This window comes from Nocardia speluncae NBRC 108251 (assembly GCF_001613245.1).
In the GTDB taxonomy this organism is placed as follows: domain Bacteria; phylum Actinomycetota; class Actinomycetes; order Mycobacteriales; family Mycobacteriaceae; genus Nocardia; species Nocardia speluncae.
On record NZ_BDBZ01000007.1, the window covers coordinates 138,295 to 152,998 of the forward strand.

At 67.2% G+C, this 14,704-nt stretch carries 14 protein-coding genes; 11 read left to right on the forward strand and 3 right to left on the reverse strand.

Translation table 11 applies throughout. From position 1 onward, the window contains the following. Positions 1–22 precede the first annotated feature (22 nt). Complete coding sequence (locus NS6_RS10095; RefSeq protein ID WP_174552578.1) at positions 23–1,204, forward strand: Dyp-type peroxidase; 1,182 nt, start codon at positions 23–25, stop codon at positions 1,202–1,204. Between the two features lie 183 nt (positions 1,205–1,387). On the opposite strand, the gene NS6_RS10100 is transcribed toward NS6_RS10095, so the two are convergent. Further along, positions 1,388–1,783, reverse strand: coding sequence for a MerR family transcriptional regulator (locus tag NS6_RS10100; protein ID WP_068039918.1), 396 nt, complete (start codon positions 1,781–1,783; stop codon positions 1,388–1,390). Between the two features lie 306 nt (positions 1,784–2,089). Between NS6_RS10100 and NS6_RS10105 the strand changes: the two genes are divergently transcribed. From NS6_RS10105 to NS6_RS10140, 8 genes are all read left to right on the forward strand, one after another. Then, on the forward strand, positions 2,090–2,665 hold the full coding sequence (locus NS6_RS10105; protein WP_068039920.1) for a TerD family protein: 576 nt from the start codon (positions 2,090–2,092) through the stop codon (positions 2,663–2,665). Between the two features lie 31 nt (positions 2,666–2,696). Continuing rightward, positions 2,697–3,377, forward strand: coding sequence for a TerD family protein (locus NS6_RS10110; protein WP_068039923.1), 681 nt, complete (start codon positions 2,697–2,699; stop codon positions 3,375–3,377). A 135-nt stretch (positions 3,378–3,512) separates the two neighbouring features. Further along, on the forward strand, positions 3,513–4,877 hold the full coding sequence (locus tag NS6_RS10115; RefSeq protein WP_068039925.1) for a hemolysin family protein: 1,365 nt from the start codon (positions 3,513–3,515) through the stop codon (positions 4,875–4,877). Then, positions 4,870–5,916 carry a hemolysin family protein gene (locus NS6_RS10120; RefSeq protein ID WP_068039926.1) on the forward strand — a complete coding sequence of 349 codons (1,047 nt, stop codon included), beginning with the start codon at positions 4,870–4,872 and terminating at the stop codon, positions 5,914–5,916. The genes NS6_RS10115 and NS6_RS10120 overlap by 8 nt, the downstream gene beginning before the upstream one ends. A gap of 781 nt (positions 5,917–6,697) precedes the next feature. After that, on the forward strand, positions 6,698–7,759 hold the full coding sequence (locus NS6_RS10125; RefSeq protein ID WP_371859331.1) for a FecCD family ABC transporter permease: 1,062 nt from the start codon (positions 6,698–6,700) through the stop codon (positions 7,757–7,759). After that, positions 7,759–8,577: an ABC transporter ATP-binding protein gene (locus tag NS6_RS10130; RefSeq protein WP_068039930.1), complete on the forward strand. Its 819-nt coding sequence runs from the start codon at positions 7,759–7,761 to the stop codon at positions 8,575–8,577. The genes NS6_RS10125 and NS6_RS10130 overlap by 1 nt, the downstream gene beginning before the upstream one ends. After that, a complete protein-coding gene (locus NS6_RS10135; protein ID WP_210746814.1) occupies positions 8,574–9,584 on the forward strand; it encodes an ABC transporter substrate-binding protein in 1,011 nt (336 codons plus the stop codon). Before NS6_RS10130 ends, NS6_RS10135 begins: the two co-directional genes overlap by 4 nt. Beyond that, a complete protein-coding gene (locus NS6_RS10140; RefSeq protein WP_210746813.1) occupies positions 9,562–10,839 on the forward strand; it encodes an MFS transporter in 1,278 nt (425 codons plus the stop codon). Before NS6_RS10135 ends, NS6_RS10140 begins: the two co-directional genes overlap by 23 nt. A 99-nt stretch (positions 10,840–10,938) precedes the next feature. Here the strand turns inward: NS6_RS10140 and NS6_RS10145 are convergent, their stop codons facing one another. Both NS6_RS10145 and NS6_RS10150 read right to left on the reverse strand, forming a co-directional pair. Next, positions 10,939–12,171 carry a cation:proton antiporter gene (locus NS6_RS10145; RefSeq protein WP_068039932.1) on the reverse strand — a complete coding sequence of 411 codons (1,233 nt, stop codon included), beginning with the start codon at positions 12,169–12,171 and terminating at the stop codon, positions 10,939–10,941. Positions 12,172–12,256: 85 nt separating this feature from the next. Continuing rightward, positions 12,257–12,706 carry a DUF7144 family membrane protein gene (locus NS6_RS10150; protein ID WP_371859325.1) on the reverse strand — a complete coding sequence of 150 codons (450 nt, stop codon included), beginning with the start codon at positions 12,704–12,706 and terminating at the stop codon, positions 12,257–12,259. Positions 12,707–12,971: 265 nt separating this feature from the next. On the opposite strand from NS6_RS10150, the gene NS6_RS35410 reads away from it, so the two are divergent. Continuing rightward, the gene (locus NS6_RS35410) at positions 12,972–13,391 is read left to right on the forward strand and encodes a YciI family protein (protein ID WP_068039933.1); all 420 of its coding nucleotides are present in this window, start codon (positions 12,972–12,974) and stop codon (positions 13,389–13,391) included. Next, entirely contained in the window at positions 13,364–14,683 is a 1,320-nt protein-coding gene (locus NS6_RS10160; RefSeq protein ID WP_218024259.1) for an RNA polymerase sigma factor, read from the forward strand. Before NS6_RS35410 ends, NS6_RS10160 begins: the two co-directional genes overlap by 28 nt. The last annotated feature ends 21 nt before the right edge of the window (positions 14,684–14,704 follow it).

Consider the following 14,704-nt stretch of genomic DNA (forward strand, 5'->3'; position numbering starts at 1 on the left):
GCAGGACCCGCGGCGGCGAACGATGACCCGGCGGCGGCTGCTCGGTTCGAGCGCCGCCGCCGTCGGCGCCGTGGGAGCCGGTGCGGGAATCTACGGTGTCGCTGACAGTGCCGAGCGCACGGAGGCCGTCACCGGCACCGAGACCGTCGCCTGGGACGGCCCGCGCCAAGCCGGGATCGCGACCGCCCCGCCGCAAGCGCATGCGATATTCGTGGGACTCGACCTGTTGCCGAAGGTCGGTGCCGCCGAGTTGACCGGCATCATGAAGGTCTGGACGGCCGATATCGCCCGGCTCACGCAGGGACGGCCCGCGCTGGCGGATACCGAACCGGAGCTGGCGGCCGCGCCGGCGCGGCTCACCGTGACCGTCGGATACGGCCCGGGTGTTTTCGTGGCGCTCGACCGGCCGGAGGTAGCGCCGCCGCTGCCCGCATTCGCGATCGATCGCCTCGATCCGGCCTACACCGGTGCGGATCTGGCGCTGCAGGTGTGCGCCGACGATCCGGTCACCGTCGCGCACGCGGTGCGCGTCCTGGTGAAGAACGTCAGGTCGCTGGTCACCGTCCGGTGGATGCAGCGTGGGTTCCGCCGGGCCCGGGGCGCCGAGACCCCGGGTACCACGATGCGCAATCTGATGGGGCAGGTGGACGGTACAACCAACCCGGAAGCGGGTACCGCGGATTTCGATTCGCTGGTGTGGGACGACGGTACCGACCGGCCGTGGATGCGGGAGGGGACAACGATGGTGTTGCGGCGGATCCGGATCGAACTCGATACCTGGGACGAGCTGGACCGGCCCGGTCGCGAGCTCAGCGTCGGCCGCACGCTGAGCACCGGTGCGCCCCTGACCGGCGCGTACGAATCCGACGAACCCGATTTTTCGGCGACCGACCGCAACGGCATACCGGTCATACCGCCGAGTGCGCATATCGCCCGTGCCCGCCATACTCATGCGGGAGAGCGGATCTTCCGGCGCGTCTACAACTACGACGATCCACCGGCGCCGGGGCAGGTATCGAACTCGGGCCTGCTGTTCGTCTCGTTCCAGCGCGATATCACCACCCAGTTCCTGCCCATTCAACGACGCCTCGACGAATTCGACGCGCTCAACGAGTGGACCACCCCGGTCGGGTCCGCGGTGTTCGTGATCCCACCGGGAGTCGGTTCGGGCAGCTATATCGGTGAAGGTCTGTTCGGTCGCTGACCGCACTGGAATACCGGGTGCCCCGTTGCCCACCGGCGATGCCGTCCACGACCTCGGCGTGGCGGGCCTCCGGGGCGCCCGGTCGATATCCGGCCTCCGGATTCCGGCGTTCGTCCACCGGCACCGGCCGCTGTCGGGAAGCTCGCCGGACCGGAACGCGAGTACGGTGGCGGCGCTGCGTCCCTACAGGATCGGTATATCGGGTGGTAGTTGCAGCGCCACGGTGATCAGGGAGTGGACGCGAGCGCTGATCAGGGTCAGCAGGCCGTGCACTTCGGAGGGGGCGGTCTCGGCGACCGTGTGCAGAAGTTTGAGGTCGTCGTCGAGGCGGGTCAGGGCGTCGCCGATATCGCCGGTTCCGGAGGTGAGAGCCTTGGTGATCTCCTCGAGTGACAACCCTTGGGCTTCGAGTTGCCGGATCAGGTGGACGCGGGCGATATCGGCGTAGTCGTAGAGCCGATAGCCACCGGCGGTGCGTTCGGCCGGGGTCAGCAGTCCCAGGCTCGTGTAGTAATCGACCGTTCGCGGGCTGACCTCGGCACGTGTGGCGAACTCGCCGATTCTCAGTAGGGACGACATCGGTCACCTCCCTTCCCGCCAACCATACAGTGCTGCGTGCTAGTGTGGGTTCTATGTCCACGTGTGGGACTCCACGACATCACCGGTACGCGATGGCCGACCGGGCGTGTCAGCTGCACACGTCGACGTTTTCCGCAGTGCGCGGTCTTCGGGCCGCGGGTGCCGGCGCCGCATGACGATGTACTCGACACGGCGGCCCGGCCGGCCGGCAGCGGCGGATTACTGTCGCGGCGCACGGTGGTCGCGGGCGAATTCCGGCACATTTGCAGGGCATTCCTCGAACATACGAGATCAGGAGTAGCAGAAATGAGTGTCAGTCTCGCCAAAGGCGGCAATGTCTCGCTGTCCAAGCAAGCGCCGAATCTGACCGCGGTCTCGGTCGGTCTGGGCTGGGATGTCCGCTCCACTACCGGCGCGGAATTCGACCTCGACGCCAGCGCCATCGCCACCGGCCCCGAACACAAGGTCGTCTCGGACCAGCATTTCGTGTTCTACAACAACCTGCGTTCGCCGGAGGGCAGCATCGAGCACACCGGCGACAACCTCACCGGTGAAGGCGAGGGCGACGACGAGGTGATCAACGTCGACCTGGCGAACACGCCCGCAACGATCACCAATATCTTCTTCCCTGTTTCGATCCACGACGCCGATGCACGCCAGCAGTCGTTCGGGCAGGTTCGTAACGCGTTCATCCGGGTCGTCGACCGCGGTACGGGTGCGGAGCTGGCGCGCTACGACCTGACCGAGGACGCCTCGACCGAGACCGCGATGGTGTTCGGTGAGCTCTACCGCCACGGTGCGGAGTGGAAGTTCCGCGCGATCGGGCAGGGCTATGCGTCGGGGCTGGCGGGGATTGCCCGCGACTACGGCGTGAACATCTGACGTACCAACCGATAGGAGAAACGCACACCTGATGGGTATCGACTACAACAAAAGACCCGCGCCGGGCGCCGGATCGGCGCCCGGCGCCGACCCGGCGGTCAGTTTGCACAAGCTGACCCTGACCAAGACCGAACGCAGCGTCAACCTCACCAAGGCCGGTGAACGTCAAGGCGTGATGCGGGTCAACCTGAACTGGAGCAACCCGCAACCGGTCAAAACCGGGTTCTTCGCGAAACTTCTCGGCGGCGGCGGTATCGACCTGGATCTGGGCTGTCTCTACGAGCTCGCCGACGGCACCACGGGCGTAATCCAGGCGTTGGGAAACAGCTACGGCGAGCTGCACAAGCAGCCGTTCATCGCCCTGGACCGCGACGACCGCACCGGCACGGTTGCCGGTGGCGAGAACCTGCATATCAACCTCGCCGACCCGGCAGCCTTCCGCCGGATCCTGGTATTCGCGATGATCTACCAGGGTGCGGCGAACTGGGCTGCGGTCGACGGTGTGGTCACGATGTTCCCGACTGCCGGCCCACAGCTCGAGATCCCCCTGGACTCCGCCGTCGACGGCGCCCGGATCTGCGCGGTCGCCATGCTGACCAACACCGGCAGCGGGCTGACAGTTGCACGTGAAGTCGAATACATTTCCGGCAGCCAGGCCGACCTCGACCGCGCCTACCAGTGGGGGATGCGCTGGGCAGCAGGCCGCAAATAGCGCCTCCCGGTACCCACCGTTCCCCACCTTGTTCCTCGGACAAAGAGAGCTGATGAGACGCGCCAAGCGCAAATACCGACAACCCGGTTCGCCCCGTGACGAGCACCGTGGGCGATCTCACCGGCAGGTGAGGTCGTGGTGACCGTGCTCAACATCGTGCTCGGTATCGCCGTGGTGCTGCTGATCACCGCGCTGACCGGGTACTTCGTGGCCCAGGAATTCGCGTATATGGCCGTGGATCGCTCCCGGCTCAAAGCCCGCGCCGGCGACGGTGACAAGGCCGCCGGGCGCGCCCTGCGCGTGACGCGCCGGACATCGTTCATGCTCTCCGGCGCCCAGTTGGGAATCACGGTGACCGGGTTGCTGGTCGGCTATGTCGCCGAACCACTCATCGGCCGTGGCCTCGGCGAACTACTCGGTGGTGTCGGGATCCCCACCGCGGTCGGCGTCGGCGTCGGTGCCGTGCTGGCCATCGCGTTCTCGACGCTGGTGCAGATGCTGTTCGGTGAGCTGGTTCCCAAGAACCTGGCGATCGCCCGGCCCGAACCGGTGGCCCGCTGGCTGGCCGCGTCGACCACGGCGTACCTGAAGGTGTTCGGGTGGCTGATCCGGTTGTTCGACCAGTCGTCGAACCTGCTGCTGAAGGCGCTGCGCATCGAACCGGTGCACGATGTCGAGCATTCGGCCACCCCACGCGATCTCGAACATATCGTCGCCGCCTCCCGCGACGCCGGTGAGCTCCCACCCGAGCTGTCCACGCTGCTCGACCGCATTCTGGACTTCCCGACGAGCACCGCCGAGCACGCCATGATCCCGCGCGCCCGGGTCGACACCGTGCATATCGACGACAGTGTCGCCGATGTGCTGGCCCGGATGCGTACCGGGCATACCCGCTATCCGGTCGTCGGCACCTCCACCGACGATCTGCGTGGGGTGATCCACCTGCACGATCTGCTCGGCGGCGCCGCCGACGGTACGGCGGGGGCACGGTTGCGGCCCGCGGTCCTGGTGCCCGAAACCTTGCCGCTGCCGGAGGTCGTGAACCGGCTGAGCGCGCAGCGCGAGGAAATGGCGCTCGTCGTCGACGAATACGGTGGCTTCGCCGGCATCGTCACCGTCGAAGATATTGCCGAAGAACTCGTCGGTGAGATCGCCGACGAACACGATCCGAGCACCGCCGGCGATATCGTCGCCGAGGGCAACGCCTGGCGGATCGCCGGCGATGTGCATCTCGACGAAGTCGAACGCCTGCTCGAACTGAGCCTGCCCGCCGGTGATTACGAAACCATCGCCGGTCTGGTCATCGCCGTCTTCAACGGATTGCCCGACGTCGGTGCCCGGATCGATATTCCGCTGCCCCGTGACGGCGCCGATTTTCTGGACGACCGGCCGGCACCGCGCCGGAGTGTGACCGCACAGGTGCGTGCCGTCGAGAATCACGTGCCGTCCTCGGTGTTGCTCACCGTGCGCACCGAATCGGAGGAGGCCGGCGATGAGTAACCCCTGGGTCGTCGTGGCCGTCACCGTCGGATTGATCGCTGCGAGCGCTTTTTTCGTCGCCGTCGAGTTCGCGCTCATCGCCGCTCGCCGCCACCGCCTCGAAGACGCCGCACCCAACAGCCGGGCGGCCCGCGCCGCGCTGCGAAGCTCCTCGGAGCTGTCGGTACTCCTGGCCGGATCCCAGCTCGGCATCACGGTCTGCACCCTTGCTCTGGGTGCGACCACCAAACCGGCCGTGCACCACTGGCTCACACCCCTGTTCGAGGACTTCGGCGCACCCTTGTGGGCCGCCGATATCGTCGGATTCGTACTCGCGCTGATCATCGTGACGTTCTTGCACCTCGTCGTCGGGGAGATGGCGCCCAAGTCCTGGGCCATCGCCCATCCGGAGAAATCGGCCACGATGCTGGCCATCCCGATGCGCGCCTTCATGTGGCTCACCCGCCCCTTGCTGACCGCGCTCAACCACGCCGCCAACTGGTGCCTGCGCAAAGTCGGGGTCAGCCCTGTCGACGAGGTCGAAACCGGGCAGGACCCGGCGGCACTGCGGCACCTGGTCGAACACTCGGCCACCGCCGGCACTCTCGACGAGCGCTACCACGGCAACCTCACCAGTGCTCTCGAACTCGAGCAGCTCACCATCGCCGATATCGTGCACCCCGGCACCGCCCCCAGTACGGTGCCGCCCGATGCCGCGCCCGAGACGATCCAGGCGACCTCGCGCGAGACCGGGCACCTGCGGTTGCTGGTCCGCGACGGCACCCGGATCGAGGGAGTCCTGCACGTACGCGACAGTCTGCAGGCCGGCGCCACCACCGCTCGGCAGCTGATGCGTCCGGTGCTGAACCTGACCGCCGCAGTTCCCGTGTACGAGGCGCTGCGCACCATGCGCGAAACCCGCAGCCACCTCGCCACTGTCACCGCCCCCGATACCGGCGAACTCCTCGGGCTCATCACCATCACCGATGTCCTCCAGCGACTGCTACCCGTGGCCTCCACGGACAAGGCATCACACGCAGGCGGCGTCACCCGCCCGTAGGAAGCGGCACGCTTGCCGGCAGGAGGACGCGGGATACCCGGCCCCGATTTCGGCACGGCCACAGGGTGACCCGGCAGCCTGGGGTACGTGCCGCCGCCCTGGCCATCGCAGTCGGCGCCGGTCCGGGTCGGCACGACAGGTTCGCCGAGGGAACACAGGTTGTCGAAACATCCTGGGTCACACGGACCGGGCGGCGGATTCCGGCGACAAGCGACGCATGTCGTCGAGTCCTTCTCCCGGGGTCACCGGTCGGCGATGCCGGGGAGCGGGATCTTCAGGTGTATCGATGACATCGGTGTGATGCTCGGGCAGATACCCGATGCCGAAGACCTGGTAGAAGGTGCCGAGCACAACGCCGCGAGCCCGGAAATACTCGTGGCCGGGCGAGTCGGATCCGGTAGCCGGTGGTGCGGGTGGTGCTCATCGCAGCGCTCCCGATCGACGGTCGAGCAGTTCGAGCCCTCCACCGCGACCGGGCCGGGGCCGGGATAGCGGAAGGGGAGGGTGGGCGATCATGCGGTTGTCCCGATGTGCTCCCAGTCGTCCCGGCTCCGCTCGTTCGTGGAGTCCTCGTCGTGAGGATTCCGATCGTGCTGTTCACCCGGGTGAGCAGCACCTTCACCTCGGGAGGCCCGGTCGGTGAGGGCTTCGGGTGTTCATTTCGGGGTAGCGAGTGTTGCTGTCGCCGGGACTAACTGGTAATGATTATCAATACAAATAGTGAATGAGGGTACGTGAGTTGACGCCGGATAGCCTTGCCGATTCCCCAGCGGGGGAACGCATCCCCGCCCCGGTACCACCGTGGGAATCACGCCGGGTTACCGCTGCTCTCGTCGCCCTGCTCGCGCTCGTCCTCGCCGGATCGGCCCTGGTAGCGATCGGTCTGGGGTCCGCCTCGGTGCCACCTGCGGATACCGCGCGATTCCTGTGGGCATCGCTCACCGGTGGCACGGTGAGCGCCGAGGACGCGACCCGCTACCAGATCATCTGGCAGATCCGCACTCCGCGGGTACTTCTCGCGGCCGTCGTGGGTGCCGGGCTGAGCGTCGTAGGGGCGGTTGTCCAAACACTGGTCCGCAATTCGCTGGCCGACCCGTACATCCTCGGCGTCTCCTCCGGAGCGTCGGTGGGTGCCGTCGCAGTTACGCTGCTCGGTGCGCTGTCCGGCCTCGGGATCTACGCCGTATCGGCCGGCGCCTTCCTCGGTGCGCTGGTCGCGACAGCGCTGGTCTACGCCGTGGCCTACCGGAGGATGGGCGTGACACCGTTGCGGTTGGTGCTGACCGGAGTCGCCCTCGCGTTCGGCTTCCAGGCCGTGATGAGTGTGCTGATCTATTTCGCACCGAACACCGAGGCCACCAGTACGATCCTGTTCTGGTCGATGGGCTCGTTCGGCGGGGCGACCTGGGGATCACTACCGGTGGTCGCCGCGATCTCGGTGGCCGGCGGTGTGCTGCTGTTCCGCTACGGCCGGACCCTGGACGTCATGTCTCTCGGCGACGAGGCCGCTGCCGGCCTGGGCGTCGATACGGCCGGTATGCGCCGGTCGATGTTCGCGATCACCGCGGTGATGACCGGTGCGATGGTCGCCGTGAGCGGCACCATCGGGTTCGTCGGGCTGATCATCCCGCATATCACCCGCATTCTCGTCGGGGCGGCGCATACCCGGCTGCTGCTGATCGCCCCGTTCATCGGCGCGATCCTGGCGGTATGGGTGGATCTGCTGGCACGGACAGTCGTCGCTCCGCGCGAACTTCCGCTCGGGGCGGTCACCGCGTTGATCGGCGTGCCCGTGTTCATTTTCCTGATGCGCCGTAAGAGCTACGTTTTCGGAGGCGCATAGTGCAGCTGCGAATTGCGGACCTGGCCGTGGTGGTCGACGGCCGGGAAATCGTCAGCGGGGTGACCCTCGAGGCAGGGCCCGGTGAGGTGATCGGGCTCATCGGGCCCAACGGTTCGGGTAAGTCGACGGTATTGCGTTGTCTCTACCGGGCATCGGCACCGAGCGGGGGCGTCATCCGCTTGGGCGAGCGCGAACTGTCGCTGCTGTCGCGGCGGGAGTCCGCGCAGCATATCGCCGCGCTCACGCAGGAAGGTGGCGCGGATTTCGATTTCACGGTCGCCGAGGTCGTCGCGCTGGGGCGGGCCCCGTTCAAACACGGCAACCAGCCACTCACCGTCTCCGAACAGCACCTGGTCCGGCGCGCCATGCGGCAGTTGGATATCGAACATCTCGCACACCGGGGAATTCTCGGACTCTCCGGCGGTGAACGGCAGCGCGTTCTCGTGGCGCGTGCGCTCGTCCAGGAGCCCCGCATCCTGATCCTCGACGAGCCGACGAACCATCTCGATCTGCGCCATCAAATCGAACTGCTCGCCATGCTGCGCAAGGCCGCGCCGACCGTCGTGGTCGTCCTCCACGACCTGAACCTCGCGGCCGCCGCCTGTGATCGGATCGGAGTGCTCGCCCGCGGACGTTTGATCACGGTGGGGACGCCGGAGGAGGTGCTCACCCCCGGGCTGATCGCCGAGGTGTTCGGTGTCGCCGTTTCGGTGGTCGAGCACCCGCTCACCGGAGCACCCCAGATCCTGTATGCGCTGCCGGACGGTAGTGCACACGCCGACCCCCTCCCCGAGACTGTCGCGAAAGAGCGGACATGATGACACCGAAGACTGTGCCGGCAACACCGAGAAGCGTAGTGCTGGCCGTAGCCGGGGCATTTCTGCTGTCGGCATGCGGTGCCCAGATCGACGAAACCACGGGCCCCGATTCCCGTTCGACGGTTCAGCGCTGTGGTGAGGCCGTGGAGTACACCGTGCCGCAGCGCGCGGTGGTCTACGAGGGCGGAAGTGCCGATAAGTTGTTCGCCCTCGGCCTGGCCGGTCATGTGCACGGCTATGTCATGCCGCCGGCGAATCCGCCGGTGAGTCAATCGCCCTGGGCGGCCGACTACGAGCGGGTCGAATTCCTGAGCGACGACCTGCTCAATCGTGAGCTCGTCGCCGACGCCCAGGCCGATCTCGTTGTCGCGGGCTGGAACTCGGGGTTCTCCGACACTCGGGGCATCACCCCCGAGATTCTGGACACCCTCGGTATCCAGAGCTTCATGCATGCAGAGTCGTGCTTCAACTACCCCGGTTTTCCGGAGCGGCACACCCCGTTCGAAGGCCTGTACATCGACCTGGAGCGGCTGGGGAAGATCTTCGGTGTGGAAGGACGAGCCGCCGATGTGATCGCCGGCTACCGCAAACGCGTCACCGAAGTGCAGCAGAAGGCGCCGTCCGGTGAGCCGGTGCGGGTCTTCCTCTACGATTCCGGGACCGACCAGCCGTTCACGGCGGCGGGCCAGGTGCCGCCGACCGATATCATCCGGTTCGCGGGCGGGGTCAACGTTTTCGCCGATGTCGATGCACGCTGGGCCGGCGTGAGCTGGGAGGCGGTGGTGGAATCCGCACCCGAGGTCATTGTCATCCTCGAATACCGTGATGCGCCCGCACAGGAGAAAATCGACCTTCTGAAGAACCACCCGGCCACAGCGTCCCTCCCGGCGGTGGTGAGCGACAACTTCTTCGTCCTCGACTACAACGAAGCAATTTCCGGCCCACGCAATATCGACGGTCTGGAGAAGTTCGCGGAGTATCTGCGTGACTACGCAGCCACCGGGTGACGACCCGCGATCCGATATCGCCGGACCGCCGCCGGGTCCTTCTCCGGATACCGGCGAGCAGCTCGTCCCCGAACGCCGAATGGTCCGCGACCTCTGGTTGGTCCTGCTGGCCTCGATCATCGGACTGTTCCCCTTCACGGTCTACTCGACTTTTCTGGTCCCCATTGCCGCCGCTGCCCGAGCACCGGAAGAAGGGATCGGCTTCCTGCGTGGCCTGGGTGGTCTGGCGGCGCTCCTCGCGGGTATCACGCTGGCGCCACTGATCACCCGATGGGCGAGAAACCGTGTCGCCGCGGCAGGGCTTGTGCTTCTGGCCATTGCCAGCGCGGTCGCCACGACCGGCACCGTCGCGGCGCTCACTGTCTTCTGCCTGGGAATCGGTTTGGCCACGGCCGTGCTGACACCGGCCCTGCTGACCACGGCGACCTCGCGATTCACCGGCACCGGCAATATCGGCCGGGCGGCGACCATGGTCACCGCCACGCAGTCGCTGGCGGCGGTGTTCGCCGGGCCGATCATCGGCGCCCTCGGCGTGTGGTACGGCTGGCAGGGGGCATTGTGGATCACCGCGGCGGTGAGCGCGGCAGTCGCCTACGGTTTTCTCCGCGGTCGAGGCCGGAAACAGGATAGGTCGCAGGCATCCACCGGTGCTCCTCCCGGATATGCCGCCTCATTCCGCGCGTTACGGGCGCGACCGGTTCTGCTCGCGCTCATCGTCATCGCCGCGCTGCGCACCGCATCGTTCATGGGGTACCTGGCGTTCCTGGCAGCGTTCTATCACGACGAGTTCGAGCTTTCTGCCGCGACTTTCACACTCGTATGGACACTGAGTGGGAGTTCGTTCTTCCTCGGGAACTATCTGACCGGCCGGTGGGTACGCGACCCCGCCACCGGGGCCGGGCGGCACCCGCGCACTGTCCTCACCGCCGGATTGTTCGGCGCGCTCGTCGCCGTGCTCGGTGTTTTCCACATCCACGCGCTACTGCCGGCGCTGGCCGCCACCGCCCTGATGGGATTCAGCCATGCAGTGGTGGCCGCTCAGGTGACCACGCTGATCGCCGTCCGCAGCGGCGACCTGTCCACGGTCGCGTTCAGCCTGAACGCGGCCGGAATGAGCCTCGGGGTATTCGGTGGGGCGCTGCTCGGTGGGTTCGGGCTCGCAACGGCGGGTCACACCGGGCTCGCTGTCGCATTGAGCCTGCCCACGCTTCTCGCTCTGCTCCTCGCCGGTTCGGTGCGGGATCCGGTGCGGTAACGCGGCCGCAGCCGAACCGAAAACGTGCCGGTCGGGCTGCTGCTGGATGCACTCACCGCCGAATTCGGCGAGTTCTGGGTGCCGCGGGCCGACGATGCGCTAGCGGCGACGGCCTTGTTCCGGAACCGGACTCGTCGCCCGGCCGCGTACCCAGGTGGCGAGCAGCGGGAACAGCAGCACCGTGGTCGCACCCGCGGCGACCAGCGTGGAGGCCATGGTCGCGGTCATGAGGTCGCCCCGCAGCGCGACCTGGGTGACCGCGACGATGATCGGCAGGCCTGTCGCCGCGTACAACGCCAGCTGGACCCGCTCACGCGGATATTCGAGATTGGCGCCGTGCGGGACGAATCGTTCGCTCAGCCATACCGTCGAACCGCGGGCCACCCCGATCGCGACCACGAACAGCACCCACATCAGAGGTTCGGCGACCACGGCCGCGGGGTCGATACCCATACCCGAGGTAACGAAGAAGATGGGGATGAGCACCCCGTATCCGATGGTTTCCAGAGAATCCTGGATCTCCGGATGCGCTTCGGCAATGAGGCGGCGCAGAATGAGGCCTGCCGCGAACGCGCCGAGCACCACATCGAGGTCGAAAACCTCCGCCACGGTCATGAGGATCAGCAGCAGTAGGAACACCAGGCGCACCGGGAGCTGGGTGGTCCCGGTGGCGAGCGCGGCGATCACCCGGTCGACGCCGGGATGGCGGTCCAGGATGCGTTGCGGCACCCACGCCACCACCGCGGCGGCGGCGGCGAACAGGGCCAGGACCACCACGGAGGCCAGCAGGTTGTGCCCGGTGAGCAGAATGGACATGGCCAGCACCGGCCCCAGTTCGCCCACCGCCCCGTGGGCCAGTACAGCGCGGCCCAGCGGTTGCTCCAGCACACCGTCCTGTTTCACGATCGGCAGCAGGGTGCCGAGCGCGGTGGAGCTGAGTGCGATGGCCACCGCGATGAGCGCGGTGAATCCGGCGTCGGTCGCCGCCAGCCACACCAGCAGCAGCGCCAGTGCCAGACCTGCCAGCCAGGTCAGCCAGGCGGTGCGGCCGGGTTTGCCGCCGAGGAGTTTCGGGTCCAGCTCGTAGCCGGCGAGCAAGAAGAGCATCCCCAGCCCGAGTTCGCCGAGTAGGTCGACACCGCCATCGGTGCCCGCGAACGCCAGGGCATGCGGCCCCAGAATGACGCCGAACCCCAGTAACAGGACCACATCGGGGATCACCCCGCGCAGCAGCCGGGAAAACAACGGTGCCGCCACCGCGGCGGCCGCGATCCAGAACAGCGAGACGATCGCCGACGGTTCCGGCTCCACGGACGCCGCCCATACCGTCATTCGATCATGCTCGCATCGCGGCACCCGCACCCCCGGCGCCGACACGGCAAAGCGCTCTCATTGTTCCGTGCCGGTCGCCGGTGGTTCAGATACGCCGGGTATCCCAGGTGGCGATCGCCCAGATGATGACGATATCCAGCGCGATGATCAGAATCGACCACAGCGGGTAGTAGGGCAGCCACAGGAAGTTCACCACGATCGACAGCGCGGCCAGGCCGATGGCTGTGACCCGCGCCCACGTGGCACCGGTCATCAGCGCGAGCGAGGTGAGGATCAGCAGGATGCCGAAGACGATATGCACCCAGCCCCAACTGGAGAGATCGAGCTCGTAGACGTACTGGGGGCCGGCGACGAAAACCTCGTCCTCGGCGACCGCTGAGATGCCCTGGAAAAGGGTGATGAATCCCGCGGTGAGCAGCAGCGCGGCGGCGGCGATGGTGGCACCGCCGGCCATGGCCTGTTTCACCGGTTGTCCTTCTTCGTGCGCCGCGTGTGCCCCGGTTCGGGGGGTCGGCGCTGCGGGTTGGGTGGTCATAGTGCTCCCTTCGGGACGGGAGGGGCCAACACCGGACCCTGAGAACTGATCGCCGATGACGCCCTCATACGCCACACTTCGATTCCCTTGTTCTGAGGGTGGATTATGCCACTGGCCAGGTAGTTCGAACAGAACCGAGCGATTTCGGTGCCGAGTCGCGATACTTCGGACAATAATTCCGGCGGGTTGTCGATCCGCCGGCTCCTCGTTCGACCTATGGGTGAGAGGGTTCGAACAGGGCCCTACGACACAAGGGAGACCGACCATGAAATACATGCTGATCATGCGCGCTACCGACGAAGCCTTCGCCCAGATGGGGGATATCGATTTCGACCAGATGCTGGAAACGGTCGGCCGGTTCAACGACGAGCTCATCCGGGCCGGAGTGCTGCTCGCCGCGGAAGGCCTCGACGATGCCGCCGGCGGCGTGGTCGTCGACTATTCCTCCACGGACCCGGTGGTTACCGACGGGCCCTACGGTGAGACGAAAGAGCTTTTCAACGGCTTCTACATTCTCAATGTCGCTTCCAAGGAAGAGGCCGTGGAATGGGCCAAGCGGATGCCGATGACAGGGGCAGGGTTCAAAACCGAGGTCCGCCGGGTCAGCAGTATCGACGAATTCCCGCAGGACAATATCTGGATCCAGAAGGAGCGGGCCTGGCGCGAATCCACCGGTCAGCTCTGACCGTGCCGACGGTGGCCGGCCACGAGGGCCGGGAGGCGGTCGCGGCGGTGTGGCGGATCGAATCCGCGCGGATCGTCGGCGCCCTGGCCCGGTACACCGGTGAATTCGCCCTCGCCGAAGATCTCGCCCAGGAGGCGCTCGCCGAAGCCCTGGTGACCTGGCCCCGGGAAGGTGTGCCACGAAATCCGGCCGGCTGGCTACTCACGGTCGGCAAGCGGCGCGCCATCGACGGCTTCCGCCGGCGCGCCGCGCTCGACGACCGCTATACCGCTCTCGCCCGCGAGCTGGGGGAGGGCGGTATAGCCGCGGGCAGCGACGAGGCGTCGCGGCCGGCGCAGGAGCTGTGGGATCCGGACCGGATCGACGACGATGTGCTGGCCCTGATGTTCATCTCCTGCCATCCGGTGCTGTCGCCGGAGGCGCGGGTGGCATTGACCCTGCGGGTTGTCGGCGGTCTCACCAGTGATGAGATAGCGCGCGCCTTCCTGGTGCCGACGGCCACCGTGCAGGCACGAATCACCCGGGCGAAGAAAACCCTTGCCGCGGCCCGGGTGCCGTTCGAGGTGCCACCCGCCGCCGAACGGCCCGCCCGGCTGGTGTCGGTGCTGCGGGTGGTGTACGTGATCTTCACCGAGGGCTCCTCGGCGAGCTCTGGCACCGACCTGATCCGCGTAGACCTCGCCGCCGAAGCGCAACGCCTGGCCCGTGTACTGACCCGGTTGGTGCCGGACGAACCGGAAGCCCAGAGCCTGCTCGCGCTCCTGGAACTCACCGCCGCGCGTTTCCCCGCCCGCACCGGCCCCGACGGTGCACCGGTATTGCTGGAGCACCAGGATCGGCGACGCTGGGACCGCAGCGCCATCGGCCGGGGCCGGGCCGCCCTGGCCCGAGCCGGGAAAGCCGGGCGTGGGCTGGGGATCTACGGTTTGCAGGCCGCGATCGCGGAATGCCATGCTGTGGCGCCATCGGTCCCGGAAACCGATTGGGAGCGGATCGTTGTGCTCTACGAGGCGCTGGACCGGCTGGCGCCCTCCCCGGTGGTCGAGGTGAACCGGGCGGTGGCGGTATCCATGGCCCACGGCCCGGCCGCCGCCCTGGAGATCGTCGACGAACTCGTGGCCGCCGGCGCGCTGCCCAACTCGCATCTGCTGCCCAGCGTGCGCGGTGAACTGCTCATCCGTCTCGGCCGCCCTGCGGAAGCGCGCACGGAACTGGCACAAGCGGTGGCCTGTTGCGGCAACGAACGCGAGCGCGCAGTACTCGAAGGCAAAATTCACCGCCTCGATTCCTAGCCCGTGGGTCCGGCGACCACC

What these genes read in the sequence shown, in the direction of transcription:
- NS6_RS10150 (WP_371859325.1), bottom strand. Translation starts at nt 12,706, where the DNA reads ATGACCACCCAACCCGCAGCGCCGACCCCCCGAACCGGGGCACACGCG.
- NS6_RS10145 (WP_068039932.1), bottom strand. Translation starts at nt 12,171, where the DNA reads ATGACGGTATGGGCGGCGTCCGTGGAGCCGGAACCGTCGGCGATCGTC.
- NS6_RS10095 (WP_174552578.1), top strand. Translation starts at nt 23, where the DNA reads ATGACCCGGCGGCGGCTGCTCGGTTCGAGCGCCGCCGCCGTCGGCGCC.
- NS6_RS35410 (WP_068039933.1), top strand. Translation starts at nt 12,972, where the DNA reads ATGAAATACATGCTGATCATGCGCGCTACCGACGAAGCCTTCGCCCAG.
- NS6_RS10110 (WP_068039923.1), top strand. Translation starts at nt 2,697, where the DNA reads ATGGGTATCGACTACAACAAAAGACCCGCGCCGGGCGCCGGATCGGCG.
- NS6_RS10105 (WP_068039920.1), top strand. Translation starts at nt 2,090, where the DNA reads ATGAGTGTCAGTCTCGCCAAAGGCGGCAATGTCTCGCTGTCCAAGCAA.
- NS6_RS10100 (WP_068039918.1), bottom strand. Translation starts at nt 1,783, where the DNA reads ATGTCGTCCCTACTGAGAATCGGCGAGTTCGCCACACGTGCCGAGGTC.
- NS6_RS10120 (WP_068039926.1), top strand. Translation starts at nt 4,870, where the DNA reads ATGAGTAACCCCTGGGTCGTCGTGGCCGTCACCGTCGGATTGATCGCT.
- NS6_RS10135 (WP_210746814.1), top strand. Translation starts at nt 8,574, where the DNA reads ATGATGACACCGAAGACTGTGCCGGCAACACCGAGAAGCGTAGTGCTG.